Origin of the sequence: Vibrio sp. 10N.261.51.A3 (genome assembly GCF_041471965.1) — a bacterium.
GTDB lineage: Bacteria > Pseudomonadota > Gammaproteobacteria > Enterobacterales > Vibrionaceae > Vibrio > Vibrio crassostreae_C.
On sequence record NZ_JBFRPK010000001.1, the window covers coordinates 1 to 16,766 of the forward strand.

The following is a 16,766-nucleotide window of genomic DNA, read 5'->3' on the forward strand; positions in this document are numbered from 1 at the left end:
AATACTGACTTCAAAACTACTATGTAATTCTAAAGCTATTACCATTCCAACAGAATGGCAATGAATTGACTGTGCCAAATAACCGAAGTTATTCGTATTGGTCACTCAGTTCATTGAAACCAAATTTGATTCCGAGGAATCTGTTTTACTTCTCTTTAAAAAAGGGAAGATAAAACGTTTTGATATTCATCAACGAGTGCCCACACAGATTGATAGGTTTAAATTGTTAAAGAGCTTCTCTTCGTTGTGACTTACATCACTTCGGAAGAGGCGGCCATTCTAGCGATTTAATTCTCAGTGTCAAACACTTATTTGGAATTAATTCCTACTTTCTAAAAGTAGAAGCGAATCATCGCTTAAAGCTAGTTGCCTTACTAACATTTCTCGCTGAAGCCTTGTGGCGTCTGCCGTGTCAGTGAGGCGGCATTATAGAGATGCCGCTCATATTGGCAAGCAATAAATGCGTTTTTTATTAAAAAAAGAGGTTAAGCGAAGACATTTCAACCAAGGGCTTATTTATACCACTTTCACCCCAAGTTTCGAACAAATTACCCACAACGACCTGTGGATAACTACTCTCCACTATCAAAAAAGTAAGATAAACGAGCCCTAGGGTTTAGATACTCTCGAACTTGTTCAGGTAATTTGCTTGGATGAACGGCATTAACGATTTTGATCTCTTTAATAAAGAGGTCAATGATCGGAGCTTGGGTTCTTGGCACGCTAGGATCATAGATAAGTACATTTGGATAAAGCATATGTTTAGCGTTAACGGATATCACAATCCCAATCGAGTCATTTGAAAGCTGTACTACAGTTCCTGGTGGATAGACTCCCATGAACTTAACTAACAGCCCCAAGTTATCTTGGCTATATAGATGCTTGCAGCTCTTATATAGGTGGGACAGTGCCAAATACGGGATCATTTGTTGAGATTGCGTTTTACCATGGCAAAGGTTATCAAATGCATTAGCCACGGCGACTATCTTGGCAAATTCATCAATCTCATGTTCTTTTAAGCCCTCGGGGTAGCCAGAACCATCATTCATCTCATGATGTTGAGCGATCACCTTTTTAGCACTTTCAGGAAAGTCATCAATTGCCGATACAATATCCGCACCGTATTTAGTATGAAGCTTCAGGTAGTTCTCTTCTGGCACCGTTAGTGCACTCTGCTTTCTTAGTATCGCGACTGGTATTTTGATCTTGCCTACATCGTGAAACAACGCTGCGAATGAGAGGTCTTTCAATTGCTGTGTGTTATAGCCTTTGGCCTTTCCTATCATCAGTGCAACAACCGAAACATTTAGAGTATGAAAGTAAATATCTTCGAAATCTGCTTTAGCATTCATAAGGTGCAAGGTGACGTTATCATCGCTCACTAGAGTTTCAACGATATCATCAACAAGAGCCTTAACCTCCCCTACCGCATCTAAAGGTCTGTTACGGATCTTGGTCATCACAGATCGCATTCGAGCAAGCGAACGTTCAAACTCTCTCTCACAATGACTCACCCTGCGGCGGTAAGAGCTAAGGGTTTCGATACGCTCATGCTTATCTTTCCACATTCTTTCCGTTTCAAGGCTTACCTGTGAATCAATATCGACTTCTTGTTCACCTACGTGATTAACAGGTAAAGGTGAGGTATCACTTTGACTCAGGTTTATATAGACGTGCTTAATCCCAAGATGTCGAATTACTTTTACTTGAGCGTCATCTTTGATTTTAAAGCTGTTGAATAAAAATGGGTGTTCATTCCATTTTACGGGGAGTCGTATATGCAGACCGGGCTGAATGCGATCTACGGTAATCTTTATGCTGCCCATTTTTATATATAATATTGATGATTAATCTCTATTTATAATTCTAATAAAACCAAGCAGCAATTTCACTATCCAATTTCACAGGCTCAACTTAAAGAGTCGCAGTGCACCATCCAGCGTATACCGAATTTATCTTCTACTTTGCCAAATCGAGCCCCCCAAAAAGTATCTGCGAGTGGAGTCATTATCCGCCCTCCCTTCTTGAGCTTTTCAAAGATTTGTTCTTGAGTCGCGGTATCTTCAGTCACAAGAGAGAGAGCGAGATTGTTGCCTTCAAGTTCTTTTGCCTTAACACCATCAGACATCATCAGCTTCATACCAAACGCTTCGAACTCAGCATGCATAACCCAATCAGGTTGAGCGCCCTCGATTACCTGTGGTGCATCACTAAAAAGCTGCTTAGATAAAACCACACCACCAAAACACTTGTGATAAAAATCCAACGCTTCATTACAACGACCATCAAAAAACAAGTAAGGGGTTACTGTCAGCATATCTATCTCCTCTGTTAGTCCTTTAAACATAGACAATAGAAAAGAGAATGACAGGTAACATCATGATTTAAGATAATTAATTCATTATCAGATCGAATAGCGAAGGGAAATTATGAGATTTAGGAGTGAAACATCAAGATCTGTCTGATTGAAGAGCAACTGCAACGACACGCCGGATTTCAAATTCACATACGTCCAAAACATAGAAAGGTCGCTATAAAAGCGACCTTTCTATGTTTGGTACCGATAGGCGGACTGATTGGACAGGCATTCTTGCCGCCACCGTGAAGGCAATGCTTCCTATACCCCAGATACAACAAAGCCCCGATTTTCATCTAGGCTTTGTCATTTAAATATGGTGCCGGTAGGTGACTTGGCTGGGCTTGCATCCAAGCCGACACGCTGGATTTAAAATTCACAAACGCCCAAAACGACGAAAGGTCGCTATAAAAGCGACCTTTCTATGTTTGGTACCGGTAGGCGGACTGATTGGACAGGCATTCCTGCCGCCACCGCGAAGGCAACGCTTCCTATATCCCAGATACAACAAAGCCCCGACTTTCGTCGAGGCTTTGTCATTTAAATATGGTACCGGTAGGCGGACTTGAACCGCCACGCCCGAAGGCAACGGATTTTGAATCCGTCGTGTATACCAATTTCACCATACCGGCATTATCTTGGGGCATTGCCCTTTCGATGTTTGGCATTATACGTATGCGAACTGATGTGGCAAGTATAAAAACTTGAATTCATGTGTGTTTGCCGATAATTTCGCCACTAAGTCATAAGCTGTGCGTCATGTCTCTTTTCAGGCTAAGCCTTAAACTATATTCTGACGCCTCAATTTTTAAAGAAGTAATAACACATGACATCAACAAACACTCTGCCACCAGCAGGAGTCATGCGCCGATTTGGTGCCTTGTTCTACGACGCTCTGATCGTAATCGCTATTGAAATGTTGGCGGCTGGCGTCATTGTCGCTCTACTGCACGCGCTCATGGCTCTCGGCATTTTTAACCACAGCGGTTATGCCGATGTTAGTGACTTCTTAACCAACCATCCGATTTGGAGCCCTGCATATACCTTTTACTTAGTCGCCGTTTGGGTATATTTCTTCGTGTTCTTCTGGACTAGAGCTGGTCAAACTCTCGGCATGAGAGCTTGGAAGCTGCGCGTTCAAAACAAAGATGGCTCAGCGATCACAGTAACTCAGGCGCTGATTCGTTTAGGTACTTCAGGTTTTGGACTAGCAAACCTATGTGTTCCATTCGATCCTGAAAAACGTGGCTTTCACGATATCTGGGCAAAGACCGAAGTCGTTGTGTTACCACAAGCACGATAATGTGATTTAAGTTAGCTCCAATCAAGATCAAAAAAGGAAGGCGTTATGCCTTCCTTTTTACTATTTACAGTTTCCGCCTCAAGAGCATGATGGCAATTCCAAGGAACACCACGCTCGGGGCTATTGCGCCAAAGGCGGGTGGTATTTGATAAACCAAACTCACTGGGCCAAAGAACTCACTGGATATATAGAAGGTAAAGCCAGCAATAACACCTGACAAAATCCTCGCACCCATGGTCACACTACGCAAAGGACCAAAGATAAACGACAGTGCCATCAACATCATAACCGCGATCGAAATTGGCTGGGTTATCTTTCTCCACAGCGCCAATTCATAGCGTGATGCATCTTGCTCTGACGCCTTCAGATAAGAAACATAATCATACAACCCACTTAACGATAGCTCTTCTGGTTTAACCGTTACTATCGCCAACTTATCTGGAGCTAATGACGTTTCCCAAGAGTAAGTCGGTAAACTTTCTTTAGTAATTTGAAGTTCGTTTTCAAAAGACGTGATCTCTACATCCTTCATCGTCCACACGTTGTCTCCAACGTAATCAACTTCGTCAGAATAAATAGCGGTTTTAAGTGCCTTGTTTTCATCAAAGCGCCACATGTTCATTCCATATAGCTTCTGGTCATCGATTTTGACAATGAAGATGAAGTCATTGGCATCACGAGCCCAGACACCACTTTGCGTCGAAATAATATTACCACCAGCAATCGAGATAGTTCTTAAATCACGAGCCATTTTCTGCGCTTGCGGTGCTCCCCATTGACCAAGCAATGTCACCACGATCATCAGTGGAATAGCTGTTTTAAGTACTGATAGGCCGATATCTAACTTAGAGAAACCAGCTGCCTGCATAACGACAAGCTCAGAACTTGCAGCAAGCATACCAAGCCCTATCAATGCGCCAAGCAATGCAGCCATTGGAAAGAACATTTCGATATCACGAGGGATACTCAATAAAACGAAATACAGCGCTTGTAATAGATCGTATGTACCACGGCCAACTTTTCTTAGCTGTTCTACATATTTGATGATCCCAGAGAGACCAACAAACGTCACCAATACCAGTGACGTCGTTGCGATGATGGTTCTGCCTATATATAAATCGAGAATCTTAAACACGGCTTAAGCCAACCTCTTATTCTTGAATTTTTCTTTCAAACGCCTTACTGGCACGCTATCCATAAAGTTGGCACCAATCGCGACAAATAACAATAACGCATTGATTGGCCACATGCCGATTACCGCAGGAATGCTCCCCTCTTCGATTGAAGACTTGGTTGCACTGATTGCTAAGAAATAGGTGAGATAAATCAGTATTGCTGGGCCGATTTTCGCAAAACGACCTTGTCGAGGGTTTACCGCAGACAGTGGCACGACAAGCATGGTCAACAATGGAATACAAAGTACCAAAGAAATACGCCACTGCAACTCTGCTTTCGCACTATTATTTGAGTTACCAATCAGTTCAAGCGTAGGGATCGCTTCCCAGTCTCGACCTTTCTTCTCAACTTCACGCTGACCAATCAGGCCTTCGTATTCTTCAAAGTGCGTCACCCTGTAGTCGAGGCGAGTCGGAATGCCTTCATGACGAGTACCATCGTACATTACGATCACTTGGCGACCATCACTGAGCTCTTTTACATCACCTGACTTCGAGAACATCACACTTGGCAGTACAGAATCACGCGGACGCATTTGAGCTACGAACACGTTTTCTAACTTATTACCGTCGATATCATCAATAAACACGACAGAAGAGCCATCCGGCGTACCTTCAAACTTACCTTTTGGTAGCAAATCAACGCTGTTCTCTGCAGCTACTTCTTCATACATTTGTTCAACTTTGTCTTGTGACCAAGGAGATAACCAAAATGAGTTAAAGGCTGCAACAGATGCCGTAATTAAAGCGAGGTAAAGCGCAGATTGGATCAGGAATTTATTACCGATACCGGTGGCGTTCATGACCACTATTTCACTTTCAGCGTAAAGGCGGCCAAAAGTAAGCAAAATACCAATATAGATACTGAGTGGAAGCATCAATAGGCCCATCGCTGGCATATTTAAGCCAACAATCGACAATATAAGACTCGCAGGGATATCACCATCAGAGGCATCCGCTAAAACACTGATGAATTTTTGGCTGAGAAACACGAGAAAGAGAACAAAAAAGATCGCAAATTGGCTCTTGATTGTCTCGCGGATCAAATATCTAACAATAATCACGCTCAAATTACCTATACAAAACTTGTTTTTTTGATTGAATCACTATAATTTCCCGTTGAACCTTTTATTTTTTTAAATTTTTAGCTAAGTGTTAGCGTTCTTCTTTAAGGTTAGTTCCATTATAGGATCCAACAAGTAAGAACCCATTATCTAACATTTAGTTCGATTTGTCTTCAGGATGTAGGAGTACGCATGGAGTTCAGTGTAAAAAGTGGCAGCCCAGAGAAACAGCGCAGCGCATGTATCGTTGTCGGTGTATTCGAACCGCGCCGCCTTTCTCCAGTAGCCGAGCAATTAGATAAGATTAGCGATGGCTACATTAGTTCACTGCTTCGTCGCGGTGATCTAGAGGGTAAACCTGGCCAGATGCTACTACTGCATCAAGTACCTGGTGTACTTTCAGAACGTGTTCTACTGGTAGGCTGTGGTAAAGAACGTGAGCTAGGCGAGCGTCAATACAAAGAAATTATCCAAAAAACCATCAGTACACTAAACGAAACAGGTTCTATGGAAGCTGTATGTTTCCTTACAGAACTTCACGTTAAAGGTCGCGACACTTATTGGAAAGTTCGCCAAGCGGTAGAAGCGACTAAAGATGGTCTTTACACATTTGACCAATTCAAGAGCAACAAGCCAGAGACTCGTCGCCCACTACGTAAATTGGTATTCAATGTACCAACACGTCGCGAATTGAGCCTGGGTGAGAAAGCAATCTCTCACGGCCTTGCTATTGCTTCAGGTGTAAAAGCGTCTAAAGATCTAGGCAACATGCCACCAAACATCGCAAACCCTGCTTACCTTGCTTCTCAAGCTCGTCGTTTAGCCGACGATTACGAGACAGTGAAGACTAAGATCATTGGCGAAGAAGAGATGGAAAAACTGGGTATGACATCATACCTAGCAGTTGGCCGTGGCTCTAAAAATGAATCGATGATGTCTATCATGGAATACAAAGGCGCTCCGGATCCAGATGCGAAGCCGATTGTATTAGTAGGTAAAGGTCTGACTTTCGATTCAGGCGGTATCTCGCTTAAGCCTGGTGAAGGCATGGATGAGATGAAGTACGACATGTGTGGTGCGGCGTCTGTATTCGGTACAATGAAAGCACTGGCTAAGCTGAACCTGCCTATTAACGTGGTTGGTATCCTAGCCGGTTGTGAAAACATGCCGGGCAGCAATGCTTACCGTCCAGGTGATATCCTAACGACAATGTCAGGCCAAACGGTTGAAGTACTCAACACTGATGCTGAAGGTCGCTTGGTTCTATGTGATGCTCTAACTTACGTTGAGCGTTTTGAACCTGACTGTGTTGTCGATGTTGCTACGCTAACTGGCGCATGTGTTATCGCTCTAGGTCACCACATCAGTGGCGTTCTATCGAACCACAACCCACTTTCTCACGAACTTGTTAATGCTTCAGAGCAAGCAAGTGACCGTGCATGGCGTCTACCAATGGCAGACGAGTACCATGAGCAGCTAAACAGCCCATTCGCTGATATGGCGAACATCGGTGGCCGTCCTGGCGGCACAATCACTGCTGGTTGTTTCCTGTCTAAATTCACTAAGAAGTACCACTGGGCACACATCGACAGTGCTGGTACAGCTTGGAAGTCAGGCGCAGCGAAAGGCTCGACAGGTCGTCCTGTCTCAATGCTAGTCCAATTCTTATTGAACCGCAGCGGCCAAGAGACTGAAGAGCAATCTTCAAAATAATAAAAAGGGCCTACGGGCCCTTTTTTAATAAGCGCTATTTGTTAGACCCTGTTAACCAAGTAACATTGATATCCACGATTTTCAGTTCGAGTATTAAGTATGCAGACTGCTACATTTTACATTGTGCCTTCAGACAGCCCGCAAGCCAGCGAAGATGGTTTTGCTCACTATGTGCTGTTTCTTGCTCAGCACTTTGCAAAACAAGGCGCTAAACTTTATCTCAACTGTAATGACAAAGAGCATGCCGAGCGTATTGCTGAAGTTTTCTGGCAAGTCGAACCCTGTGATTTTATTGCGCACAACTTGGTTGGCGAAGGCCCGAAGTATTCAACCAACATCGAAATTGGCTATCAAGGCGTAAAACATAATTGGAATCGTCAGCTAGTAATTAATCTGGCCGATAATCATACAACCTTTGCGAACGCCTTTGCTCAGGTGATAGACTTCGTCCCTTGCGAAGAAAAAGCTAAGCAACTCGCTCGAGAAAGGTATAAAATTTACCGTCAAGCTAGATATCAGCTACAAACTATCGAGATTCAACATCCATAGTCAAACCTCATAGTTAAAGCTATCTTTGGATTTAGATTCAAGAAGCTTCACTTATGAAGTTTGACCACGATTAACCATTCACAGTATCCGTTTAAGAGCACTATGGAAAAGACATACAACCCAACATCAATCGAACAAGCTCTGTATAAGACTTGGGAAGAGAAAGGCTACTTTAAGCCACACGGTGACACATCAAAAGAAGCTTACAGCATCATGATCCCGCCACCGAACGTCACTGGCAGCCTACACATGGGTCACGCGTTCCAAGATACGATCATGGATACGCTTATCCGTGCTCAACGTATGAAAGGCAAAAACACGCTTTGGCAAGTGGGTACTGACCACGCAGGTATCGCAACTCAAATGGTTGTTGAGCGTAAGATTGCTGCCGAAGAAGGCAAAACAAAACACGACTACGGCCGTGAAGCTTTCATCGACAAGATCTGGGAATGGAAAGGCGAATCAGGTGGCACGATCACTCAACAACTTCGTCGTCTTGGTGCATCTGTAGATTGGGATCGTGAACGATTCACTATGGATGACGGCCTATCGGCTGCGACTCAAGAAGTGTTTGTTCGTCTATACGAAGAAGACCTAATCTACCGTGGTAAACGTCTAGTAAACTGGGATCCTAAACTGCACACTGCAATCTCGGATCTTGAAGTTGAAAACAAAGACAAAAAAGGTTTCATGTGGCACTTCCGCTACCCGCTAGCGAACGGTGTTAAAACGGCAGATGGTAAAGACTACATCGTTGTTGCGACTACTCGTCCTGAAACCATGCTTGGCGATACTGGTGTTGCTGTTAACCCAGAAGATCCTCGTTACAAAGATCTTATCGGCAAAGAAATCCTACTTCCTGTTGTAAACCGTCTTATCCCTATCGTAGGCGATGAGCACGCAGACATGGAAAAAGGCACGGGTTGTGTGAAGATCACTCCAGCTCATGACTTTAACGATTACGAAGTGGGTAAGCGCAACAACCTACCGATGATCAACATCCTAACGTTCAATGCTGATATCCGTGATGCTGCTGAAGTCTTCACGACTAACGGCGAAGAAAGCGATGTTTACTCAACAGGTATCCCTGCTAAGTACCAAGGTATGGAGCGTTTTGCTGCACGTAAAGCTATCGTTGCTGAATTCGATGAGCTTGGTCTTCTTGAAGAGATCAAAGATCACGACCTGACTGTCCCTTACGGCGACCGTGGTGGCGTGGTTATCGAACCAATGCTGACTGACCAATGGTACGTGCGCACAGCGCCTCTTGCAGAACCTGCAGTTAAAGCGGTTGAAGATGGTCAAATCCAATTCGTACCTAAGCAGTACGAAAACATGTACTTCGCGTGGATGCGTGACGTGCAAGACTGGTGTATCTCTCGTCAACTTTGGTGGGGCCACCGTATCCCAGCATGGTACGACAACGATGGTAAAGTTTACGTAGGTCGCACTGAAGAAGAAGTTCGTGAAAAGAACAACCTAGCGCCTGTTGTTGTGCTTAAGCAAGACGACGACGTACTGGATACTTGGTTCTCTTCTGCACTTTGGACGTTCGGCACACAAGGCTGGCCTGAAGATACTGAAGCACTGAAAACATTCCACCCATCTGAAGTACTAGTATCTGGTTTTGATATTATCTTCTTCTGGGTTGCTCGTATGATCATGATGACCATGCACTTCGTGAAAGACGAAGATGGCAAGGCTCAAGTACCTTTCAAAACTGTTTACATGACAGGTCTTATCCGTGATGAAAACGGCGATAAGATGTCTAAGTCGAAAGGTAACGTACTTGACCCAATCGACATGATTGATGGCATCGGCCTTGAAGAGCTAGTAGAAAAGCGTTGTGGCAACATGATGCAACCTAAACTGGCTGCTAAGATCGAAAAAGCGACACGTAAGACTTTCGAAAACGGTATCGAACCATACGGTACTGACGCACTGCGTTTCACTCTTGCTGCTATGGCTTCAACTGGCCGTGACATCAACTGGGATATGAAGCGTCTTGAAGGTTACCGTAACTTCTGTAACAAGCTATGGAACGCAAGCCGTTACGTACTAATGAACACAGAAGAGCACGACTGTGGCATGTCACTGTCTGTAGAAGACCGCGCAAACATGGAATTCTCTCTAGCCGATAAGTGGATTGAGTCTCAGTTTGAAGTTGCAGCGAAAGAGTTTAATGCTCACCTAGACAACTACCGTCTAGACATGGCAGCAAACACGCTTTACGAATTCATCTGGAACCAATTCTGTGACTGGTACTTAGAGCTAACTAAACCTGTTCTTTGGAAAGGTACTGAAGCTCAACAACAAGCGACTCGTTACACGCTTATCACGGTTCTTGAGAAGACTCTGCGTCTTGCTCACCCTGTTCTTCCTTACATCACTGAATCTATCTGGCAGAGCGTTAATCCGCTAGTAGACGGCGTTGAAGGCGAGACAATCATGACTCAAGCGCTTCCTCAGTTTAATGAAGCTAACTTCAATGCTGAGATCGTTGACGACATCGAATGGGTTAAGACTTTCATCACTGCTATCCGTAACCTACGTGCGGAATACGACATTGCACCAAGCCAAGGCTTAGAAGTAATGATCAAGGTTGCTGATGAGAAAGATGCCGCTCGTATCGAAGCGAACAAGATCGTTCTTACTTCTCTAGCTAAGCTAGACGATATTAAAGTTCTAGCTGATGGTGAAGAGACTCCTGCTTGTGCAACTAAACTGGTTGGCAAATCTGAGTTGATGATCCCAATGGCGGGTCTTATCGACAAAGATGCAGAGCTTGCTCGTCTAGATAAAGAAGTCGCTAAGACTCACGGCGAGATTAAACGTATCGAAGGTAAGCTAGGTAACGAAGGTTTCGTTGCTAAAGCACCAGAAGCAGTTATCGCGAAAGAGCGTGAAAAGCTTGAAGGCTACAAGGAAACTCTTGTTAAGCTTGAAGAGCAAAAAGCGACAATCGCTGCGCTTTAAAACCGAGTGAACGAGAAGGCTTCAAACTTCTCGGTCTAAATAGAAAGGTTGGTCTTGGTGACCAGCCTTTTTTTATGTCCCTGATTCCAATAATCCAATGCTTCTCACTCTAGCCACACTGATTGATAGGTTTCATCTATCAAATTAATCTCTACTTCCCATTATACTTAATGATAATAATTCTCAATAATAGACCTATCAAAACAACACAACGACTGAGTAATTATCATGAAAAAGACACTAACCTTTGCTGCATTACATTTTACTATCGCATTTAGTGTCGCTTATGTACTAACAGGCGACATCTTAATTGGTAGCTTAATCGCTATGATTGAGCCCTCTGTGAATACTGTTGCCTTCTATTTTCATGAAAAGGCGTGGGCTCAAGTTCCAGCTCTTAAAGCTCGCCAGTGGATGACCAAATTAAAAACAGCAAGCTTTGCTACCATCCACTTTAGTGTTGCCTTTACCGTTGTCTACTTGTTGACTGGAGATGCTTTCATAGGCGGCGTGATGGCTTTGCTAGAGCCAACTTTAAATACCGTTGCTTACTACTTCCACGAGAAAGTCTGGTTACGTAAATCAGGCGACCAAATGGCACAACAACAATTCTGTTTGCACCAACATGCTTAGTCACCATATATTGGGTCACATATTAGTGACCCTTTCATAGGCAGATCATGGAACAAATTGCTGAGTTCACCCTTAGACCCATTACACCGCAAGACAACCCAAGCATCGCACAAATCATTCGCCAAGTTTCGGCTGAGCATGGACTCACAGAAGATAAAGGTTATGGCGTAGCCGACCCAACACTCGATGATATGTACTCTGTCTATAGCCAAGCGAATGCAATGTACTGGGTTATCGAACACAACGGAAAGATCGTCGGAGGCGGTGGCTTTGCCCCTCTAGCAGGTAAACCCAATGTGTGTGAGCTACAAAAGATGTACTTCTTACCGCAAACTCGAGGGCATGGCCTAGCCAAGCGAATTGTCGCTTTGAGCTTAAAGCAAGCCAAGCAACTTGGGTATCAACACATGTATTTAGAAACGACGAAGTGCTTGGGTGCTGCGGTCAAACTCTATGAGAAGCTTGGGTTTGAGCATCTTGAGTCAGCTTGGGGAGAAACAGGCCACGACGCTTGTGAGGTTGTCATGGCCAAGTCGTTATAAGCAGAATGCGCCGCTATAGCGAAAGAAGGTAGCACTAAAAGATTATGAATTAGCGTAAAAAGTTACTGACGCAAGAAGTTGGGTTCAAGGCAACAAAAGAACTCTCTTCTTGCCCATCAAGTACCACTTCTAATGGGTATAGATACTTGGGGTTAGGATTCTCAATATCAAAAATGATAGGAGCTTCGACCTGGAACACGACGCCAGTATGTTCAGCGCGTACATCAATCGGCATCACGAGAGTCATACCATTAAACTTGATGGATGCCGATACTAACCCCGCCTTTAGCGTTTGATAGATAACATCCACTTTAAACTCACAGCCACCACCGTGGTGCCAGATCTGCTCTGTGACAACTTGCTCTAGCTTGACGTTTCGAACGAACTGCAGGTATGGCGCTTGCCAAATCCCGATGCGTGAATCAGATTTAGCGATAGCCTGTGAAGATACAGAGTCATCCATGTCTTCTTCAAGCAATAGGCTCTCCTCTTCTTCAAGGAAAAGGATCTCGAAACGGTTTCGGCCGGACTGCATATAAGGACGGATATCTTTACGGTATTCAGCTTGGCTACCATCACAATCAAAAACAGCCACACCATTAAGTCGAACTTCAGCAAAATAATCGACTCCAGCCATCACTAACTCAACAAATGGACACGCTAACATAGCGTCATCCACTTCGATGTCGTGCATCAGGTGCCACTCTTGCTCTGCAATTTGACTTTCACTCAAGCTATCAGGGAGCTTTGAGCTTAACGGAGCCGGAAAGGTGATGTCATCTTGTGGGATAGAGAGATCCGTCAGTGGCGAAATTTGCCAAAGACCATCGAGAAGCAACCGCATATCATTCCTTGAGCTAGATCAATTTTGACCGCATTATAATGAATGAATGCATATAAAGACATTTATTTTTCTGAGGGTAAAAAAATGCCAGCTCGAGGCTGGCATTTTTTAAAATTGGGAAAGAATTACTCTTCGCCTTCATCATCTTCGTCTGGGTAGATAGCATCTTCACCTTCGTAGTAAGTGCCCCAACCGTCGTAGATAATGTCAAACTTCTCTGCAAGGTTTACAAGCTTCTCAACTTGCTCATCAATCGCTTCTGCATTCAGAGTACATTGCATCGTTGCATCACAACAAAGTAGCTTATTGCCATCTTCGTCTTCTGTCTCTTCAGCTTCAAGCACTTCAAAGCCCATTTTGAATGCTTCAACAACCGCTTTCTCAAGCACATCGAAATCTTCAGCAAATAGGTGATGCTCGATATCGTATAGAGCTTCAGGATCGCTACCATCTTCAATTAATGCTGTAATGATGTCGCGAGTCTCTTCCTTTTGAAATTCAATTAATTCCGCTACTGATAGATATTCATCTTCGTGAGACATGTGTCTGCTCCAGAGTGTTGACTATGAAAAGATCAAATTTGATTGCCACGAAATATGGCACGGATCGTCCAGAAAAGCCACCCAGATCAGGCCTAGAAAGGTAAGTTTATCGCGAGATCGCAGCGCCAATATCAATTCAAAAGTGAAATCAAAATCACAGAAACAAATTTTCAACATTTTATTAACTGCGCCGTATTTTAGCATTTCGTTTTTGTGGCCACTTTAGGGCTTATTGAATAAAACTTGCGTGATTAGTCACGTTAGGTGCATACGCTAAACCGCTTTTGGGGTGCATAAATCCTCAGCTTGTTATCAAAAAGTGCATAATAGTGAATAAAAAATCACTATTAATAAGCAAAATTCAATTCTAACAAGCCACGAATTGAGCATAGATCCTCAAAAACGTTGTTCCGTTCGATAGCCAGTTAGTTGGAATTTAATCTGTATAAACTTAAAAATCACAGGTTTTATGACCAATTATTACCCAAATACCTTGTATTAACTCAATCTACAAAACTTGCATATTACGGACAAGCTTGTCATAAATAGACGCTGGATTAATAGTAAGGATGCAAAATGAGTAAGCTGTACGTTGGCTCCGAAGTCGGTCAATTGAGACGAGTTCTCCTAAATAGACCTGAAAGAGCACTCACCCACCTCACCCCTTCAAACTGTCATGATCTTCTATTTGATGATGTACTTGCCGTTGAAGCCGCTGGTGAAGAACATGATGCCTTTGCAGAAACGCTGCGCAGCCAAGACGTAGAAGTACTACTGCTACATGACCTGCTAGTAGAAACGCTTGCCGTATCTCAGGCTCGTGAGTGGTTGCTGAATACTCAAATCTCAGATTTCCGTTATGGGCCGACTTTCGCCCGTGACTTAAGAAACTACCTTGCTCAAATGGATAATGAGCATCTAGCAACGATCTTACTCGGTGGCTTGGCCTACTCTGAGCTTCCTATCAAATCATCATCGATGCTGCCTAAAATGCATCGACCACTCGATTTCGTTATCGAGCCACTGCCTAACCACCTATTTACGCGAGATACTTCTTGCTGGGTTTACGGTGGTGTATCGCTTAACCCAATGATGAAGCCTGCACGTCAACGTGAAACGAACCACCTGCGTGCTATCTACCGCTGGCACCCAGTGTTCGCAGGCCAAGATTTCATTAAGTACTTTGGTGACGAAGACCTTCACTACGACAACGCTAACATTGAAGGCGGTGACGTACTGGTTATCGGTAAAGGTGCGGTACTGGTTGGTATTTCAGAGCGTACGAAACCACAAGGTGTCGAAAACCTAGCGGCTAGCCTATTTAGATCAGGCCAAGCGAGCGAAGTGATTGCGATCGATCTACCAAAACACCGCTCTTGTATGCACCTTGATACGGTGATGACACACATGGATATCGACACGTTCTCTGTCTATCCAGAGATCGTTCGTAAAGACCTCGACACTTGGCGCTTAACGCCAAAAGAAAACGGCGAAATGCGTGTCGAGAAAGCTGAAAACTACCTGTCAGCGATTGAAGGCGCACTAGGCCTTGATCAACTGAAGATCATCACTACCGGCGGTGATAACTACGAAGCTGAGCGTGAACAGTGGAATGACGCTAACAACGTACTGACAGTGAAACCAGGTACCGTGATTGGTTATGAACGTAATGTTTACACCAATGAGAAATACGACAAAGCGGGTATCGAAGTTCTAACGATTCCTGGCAACGAGCTAGGCCGTGGTCGTGGCGGCGCGCGCTGTATGAGTTGCCCTATCGAAAGAGATGGTATCTAAGTCAAAGAGCTCAGTTAAACAGACTCAATAATCTTATCTAGGCCAGTATTCATTTACTGGCCTTTTTTATCAAATTAATAAAATAAATATTCACAAATATAGCATTTTTATGTTTAACTAAGTTCTTCATTGATTCTATATACGCAAGGAGCGAGAGATGGCCTTTAATCTTCGCAATCGTAACTTTCTAAAACTTCTCGACTTTACTCCTAAAGAGATTCAGTTTTTACTCGACCTGTCTGCTGACCTAAAAAAAGCTAAGTATGCAGGCACTGAGCAGAAGAAACTCAACGGCAAAAACATTGCTTTGATCTTCGAGAAAGCATCAACTCGAACACGATGTGCGTTTGAAGTGGCCGCCTTTGATCAAGGTGCTCAAGTCTCTTACCTTGGCCCTTCTGGTTCTCAGATTGGTCAAAAAGAATCAATGAAAGATACGGCGCGTGTATTGGGACGCATGTACGATGGCATTGAATATCGTGGCTTTGGCCAAAGTATCGTTGAAGACTTAGGCGCTTATGCGGGCGTGCCGGTTTGGAATGGTTTAACCGATGAGTTCCACCCTACTCAGATTTTGGCTGATTTCCTCACTATGCTTGAGCATGGCCGCGGGAAGCATCTACACCAAATCAGCTTTGCTTATCTAGGCGATGCACGCAATAACATGGGTAACTCTCTGTTAGTCGGAGCCGCGAAGATGGGCATGGATATTCGCCTTGTCGCGCCAAAAGCCTTTTGGCCAGAAGAGCAGCTTGTTGAAGAGTGCCAAACCATTGCGCAAAACACTGGCGCAAAAATCACGTTAACTGAAGACGTTGCTGAAGGCGTGAAAGGTTGTGATTACCTATACACCGATGTTTGGGTTTCGATGGGCGAAGCCCCTGAAGCTTGGGACGAACGTGTGGCGGTAATGAAACCATACCAAGTGAATATGGATGTCATTAAGCTAACTGGTAACCCTCAAGTGAAGTTCATGCACTGCCTACCCGCTTTCCACAACAATGAAACTGTGATTGGTCAGCAAGTCTCTGACAAGTATGGAATGAACGGCTTGGAAGTGACTGACGAAGTGTTTGAATCTGACTACTCGATTGTATTTGATGAAGCTGAAAATCGCATGCACACCATCAAGGCGGTGATGGTCGCGACGCTTGGTCAATAGACAATAATGAAAGTAAACAAAAGCTTGATGTAATCGCTTGCGCTCACAAATTGAAAGCGTATAATTCTTGGCAATTTGTCTGAGAGTAGTGAAAATGACGCCAACCAATA

14 protein-coding genes and 1 tRNA gene are annotated in these 16,766 nt (G+C 43.9%); 8 read left to right on the forward strand and 7 right to left on the reverse strand.

The annotated features are described in order from the left end of the window. Positions 1-572 precede the first annotated feature (572 nt). The 3 genes from AB4371_RS00005 to AB4371_RS00015 form a co-directional block, all read right to left on the reverse strand. Positions 573-1,826 (reverse strand): HD-GYP domain-containing protein, encoded by a 1,254-nt coding sequence (locus AB4371_RS00005; protein ID WP_017063746.1) that lies wholly within the window; start codon positions 1,824-1,826, stop codon positions 573-575. Between the two features lie 83 nt (positions 1,827-1,909). Next, positions 1,910-2,317 carry a VOC family protein gene (locus tag AB4371_RS00010; protein ID WP_017055297.1) on the reverse strand — a complete coding sequence of 136 codons (408 nt, stop codon included), beginning with the start codon at positions 2,315-2,317 and terminating at the stop codon, positions 1,910-1,912. Between the two features lie 586 nt (positions 2,318-2,903). Continuing rightward, positions 2,904-2,988, reverse strand: a tRNA-Leu gene (locus AB4371_RS00015). 194 nt (positions 2,989-3,182) lie between these two features. On the opposite strand from AB4371_RS00015, the gene AB4371_RS00020 reads away from it, so the two are divergent. Next, positions 3,183-3,659, forward strand: coding sequence for an RDD family protein (locus AB4371_RS00020; RefSeq protein WP_017058939.1), 477 nt, complete (start codon positions 3,183-3,185; stop codon positions 3,657-3,659). Positions 3,660-3,723: 64 nt separating this feature from the next. Here AB4371_RS00020 and lptG read toward each other — a convergent pair whose 3' ends face one another. Together lptG and lptF are read right to left on the reverse strand one after the other, a co-directional pair. Next, positions 3,724-4,794, reverse strand: a complete 1,071-nt coding sequence (gene lptG / locus AB4371_RS00025; RefSeq protein ID WP_017058938.1) for an LPS export ABC transporter permease LptG — start codon at positions 4,792-4,794, stop codon at positions 3,724-3,726. A 3-nt stretch (positions 4,795-4,797) separates the two neighbouring features. Further along, positions 4,798-5,898, reverse strand: a complete 1,101-nt coding sequence (gene lptF, locus AB4371_RS00030) for an LPS export ABC transporter permease LptF (protein WP_017058937.1) — start codon at positions 5,896-5,898, stop codon at positions 4,798-4,800. A gap of 192 nt (positions 5,899-6,090) precedes the next feature. Here lptF and pepA point away from each other — a divergent pair, with 192 nt between their 5' ends. The 5 genes from pepA (at position 6,091) to AB4371_RS00055 (ending at position 12,311) form a co-directional block, all read left to right on the forward strand. Then, entirely contained in the window at positions 6,091-7,611 is a 1,521-nt protein-coding gene (gene pepA, locus AB4371_RS00035) for a leucyl aminopeptidase (RefSeq protein ID WP_017058936.1), read from the forward strand. 99 nt (positions 7,612-7,710) lie between these two features. Further along, complete coding sequence (locus AB4371_RS00040) at positions 7,711-8,160, forward strand: DNA polymerase III subunit chi (RefSeq protein WP_017066664.1); 450 nt, start codon at positions 7,711-7,713, stop codon at positions 8,158-8,160. 102 nt (positions 8,161-8,262) lie between these two features. Next, positions 8,263-11,136: a valine--tRNA ligase gene (locus tag AB4371_RS00045; protein WP_372148574.1), complete on the forward strand. Its 2,874-nt coding sequence runs from the start codon at positions 8,263-8,265 to the stop codon at positions 11,134-11,136. 228 nt (positions 11,137-11,364) lie between these two features. Beyond that, the gene (locus AB4371_RS00050; protein ID WP_017058933.1) at positions 11,365-11,769 is read left to right on the forward strand and encodes a DUF2061 domain-containing protein; all 405 of its coding nucleotides are present in this window, start codon (positions 11,365-11,367) and stop codon (positions 11,767-11,769) included. A gap of 47 nt (positions 11,770-11,816) precedes the next feature. Beyond that, on the forward strand, positions 11,817-12,311 hold the full coding sequence (locus AB4371_RS00055; RefSeq protein ID WP_017066666.1) for a GNAT family N-acetyltransferase: 495 nt from the start codon (positions 11,817-11,819) through the stop codon (positions 12,309-12,311). Positions 12,312-12,360: 49 nt separating this feature from the next. On the opposite strand, the gene AB4371_RS00060 is transcribed toward AB4371_RS00055, so the two are convergent. Both AB4371_RS00060 and rraB read right to left on the reverse strand, forming a co-directional pair. Continuing rightward, on the reverse strand, positions 12,361-13,155 hold the full coding sequence (locus AB4371_RS00060; RefSeq protein WP_017058931.1) for a glycosyl hydrolase 2 galactose-binding domain-containing protein: 795 nt from the start codon (positions 13,153-13,155) through the stop codon (positions 12,361-12,363). A gap of 125 nt (positions 13,156-13,280) precedes the next feature. Further along, entirely contained in the window at positions 13,281-13,697 is a 417-nt protein-coding gene (gene rraB / locus AB4371_RS00065; RefSeq protein ID WP_017058930.1) for a ribonuclease E inhibitor RraB, read from the reverse strand. 576 nt (positions 13,698-14,273) lie between these two features. Here rraB and arcA point away from each other — a divergent pair. After that, positions 14,274-15,494: an arginine deiminase gene (gene arcA, locus AB4371_RS00070; RefSeq protein ID WP_017069412.1), complete on the forward strand. Its 1,221-nt coding sequence runs from the start codon at positions 14,274-14,276 to the stop codon at positions 15,492-15,494. 157 nt (positions 15,495-15,651) lie between these two features. Then, positions 15,652-16,656, forward strand: coding sequence for an ornithine carbamoyltransferase (locus tag AB4371_RS00075; protein ID WP_017063738.1), 1,005 nt, complete (start codon positions 15,652-15,654; stop codon positions 16,654-16,656). Positions 16,657-16,766: the final 110 nt, after the last annotated feature.

Coding starts and splice junctions, on each gene's coding strand:
- AB4371_RS00005 (WP_017063746.1), bottom strand. CDS start 1,826: ATGGGCAGCATAAAGATTACCGTAGATCGCATTCAGCCCGGTCTGCAT.
- AB4371_RS00010 (WP_017055297.1), bottom strand. CDS start 2,317: ATGCTGACAGTAACCCCTTACTTGTTTTTTGATGGTCGTTGTAATGAA.
- AB4371_RS00020 (WP_017058939.1), top strand. CDS start 3,183: ATGACATCAACAAACACTCTGCCACCAGCAGGAGTCATGCGCCGATTT.
- pepA (WP_017058936.1), top strand. CDS start 6,091: ATGGAGTTCAGTGTAAAAAGTGGCAGCCCAGAGAAACAGCGCAGCGCA.
- AB4371_RS00040 (WP_017066664.1), top strand. CDS start 7,711: ATGCAGACTGCTACATTTTACATTGTGCCTTCAGACAGCCCGCAAGCC.
- AB4371_RS00045 (WP_372148574.1), top strand. CDS start 8,263: ATGGAAAAGACATACAACCCAACATCAATCGAACAAGCTCTGTATAAG.
- AB4371_RS00050 (WP_017058933.1), top strand. CDS start 11,365: ATGAAAAAGACACTAACCTTTGCTGCATTACATTTTACTATCGCATTT.
- AB4371_RS00055 (WP_017066666.1), top strand. CDS start 11,817: ATGGAACAAATTGCTGAGTTCACCCTTAGACCCATTACACCGCAAGAC.
- AB4371_RS00060 (WP_017058931.1), bottom strand. CDS start 13,155: ATGCGGTTGCTTCTCGATGGTCTTTGGCAAATTTCGCCACTGACGGAT.
- rraB (WP_017058930.1), bottom strand. CDS start 13,697: ATGTCTCACGAAGATGAATATCTATCAGTAGCGGAATTAATTGAATTT.
- arcA (WP_017069412.1), top strand. CDS start 14,274: ATGAGTAAGCTGTACGTTGGCTCCGAAGTCGGTCAATTGAGACGAGTT.
- AB4371_RS00075 (WP_017063738.1), top strand. CDS start 15,652: ATGGCCTTTAATCTTCGCAATCGTAACTTTCTAAAACTTCTCGACTTT.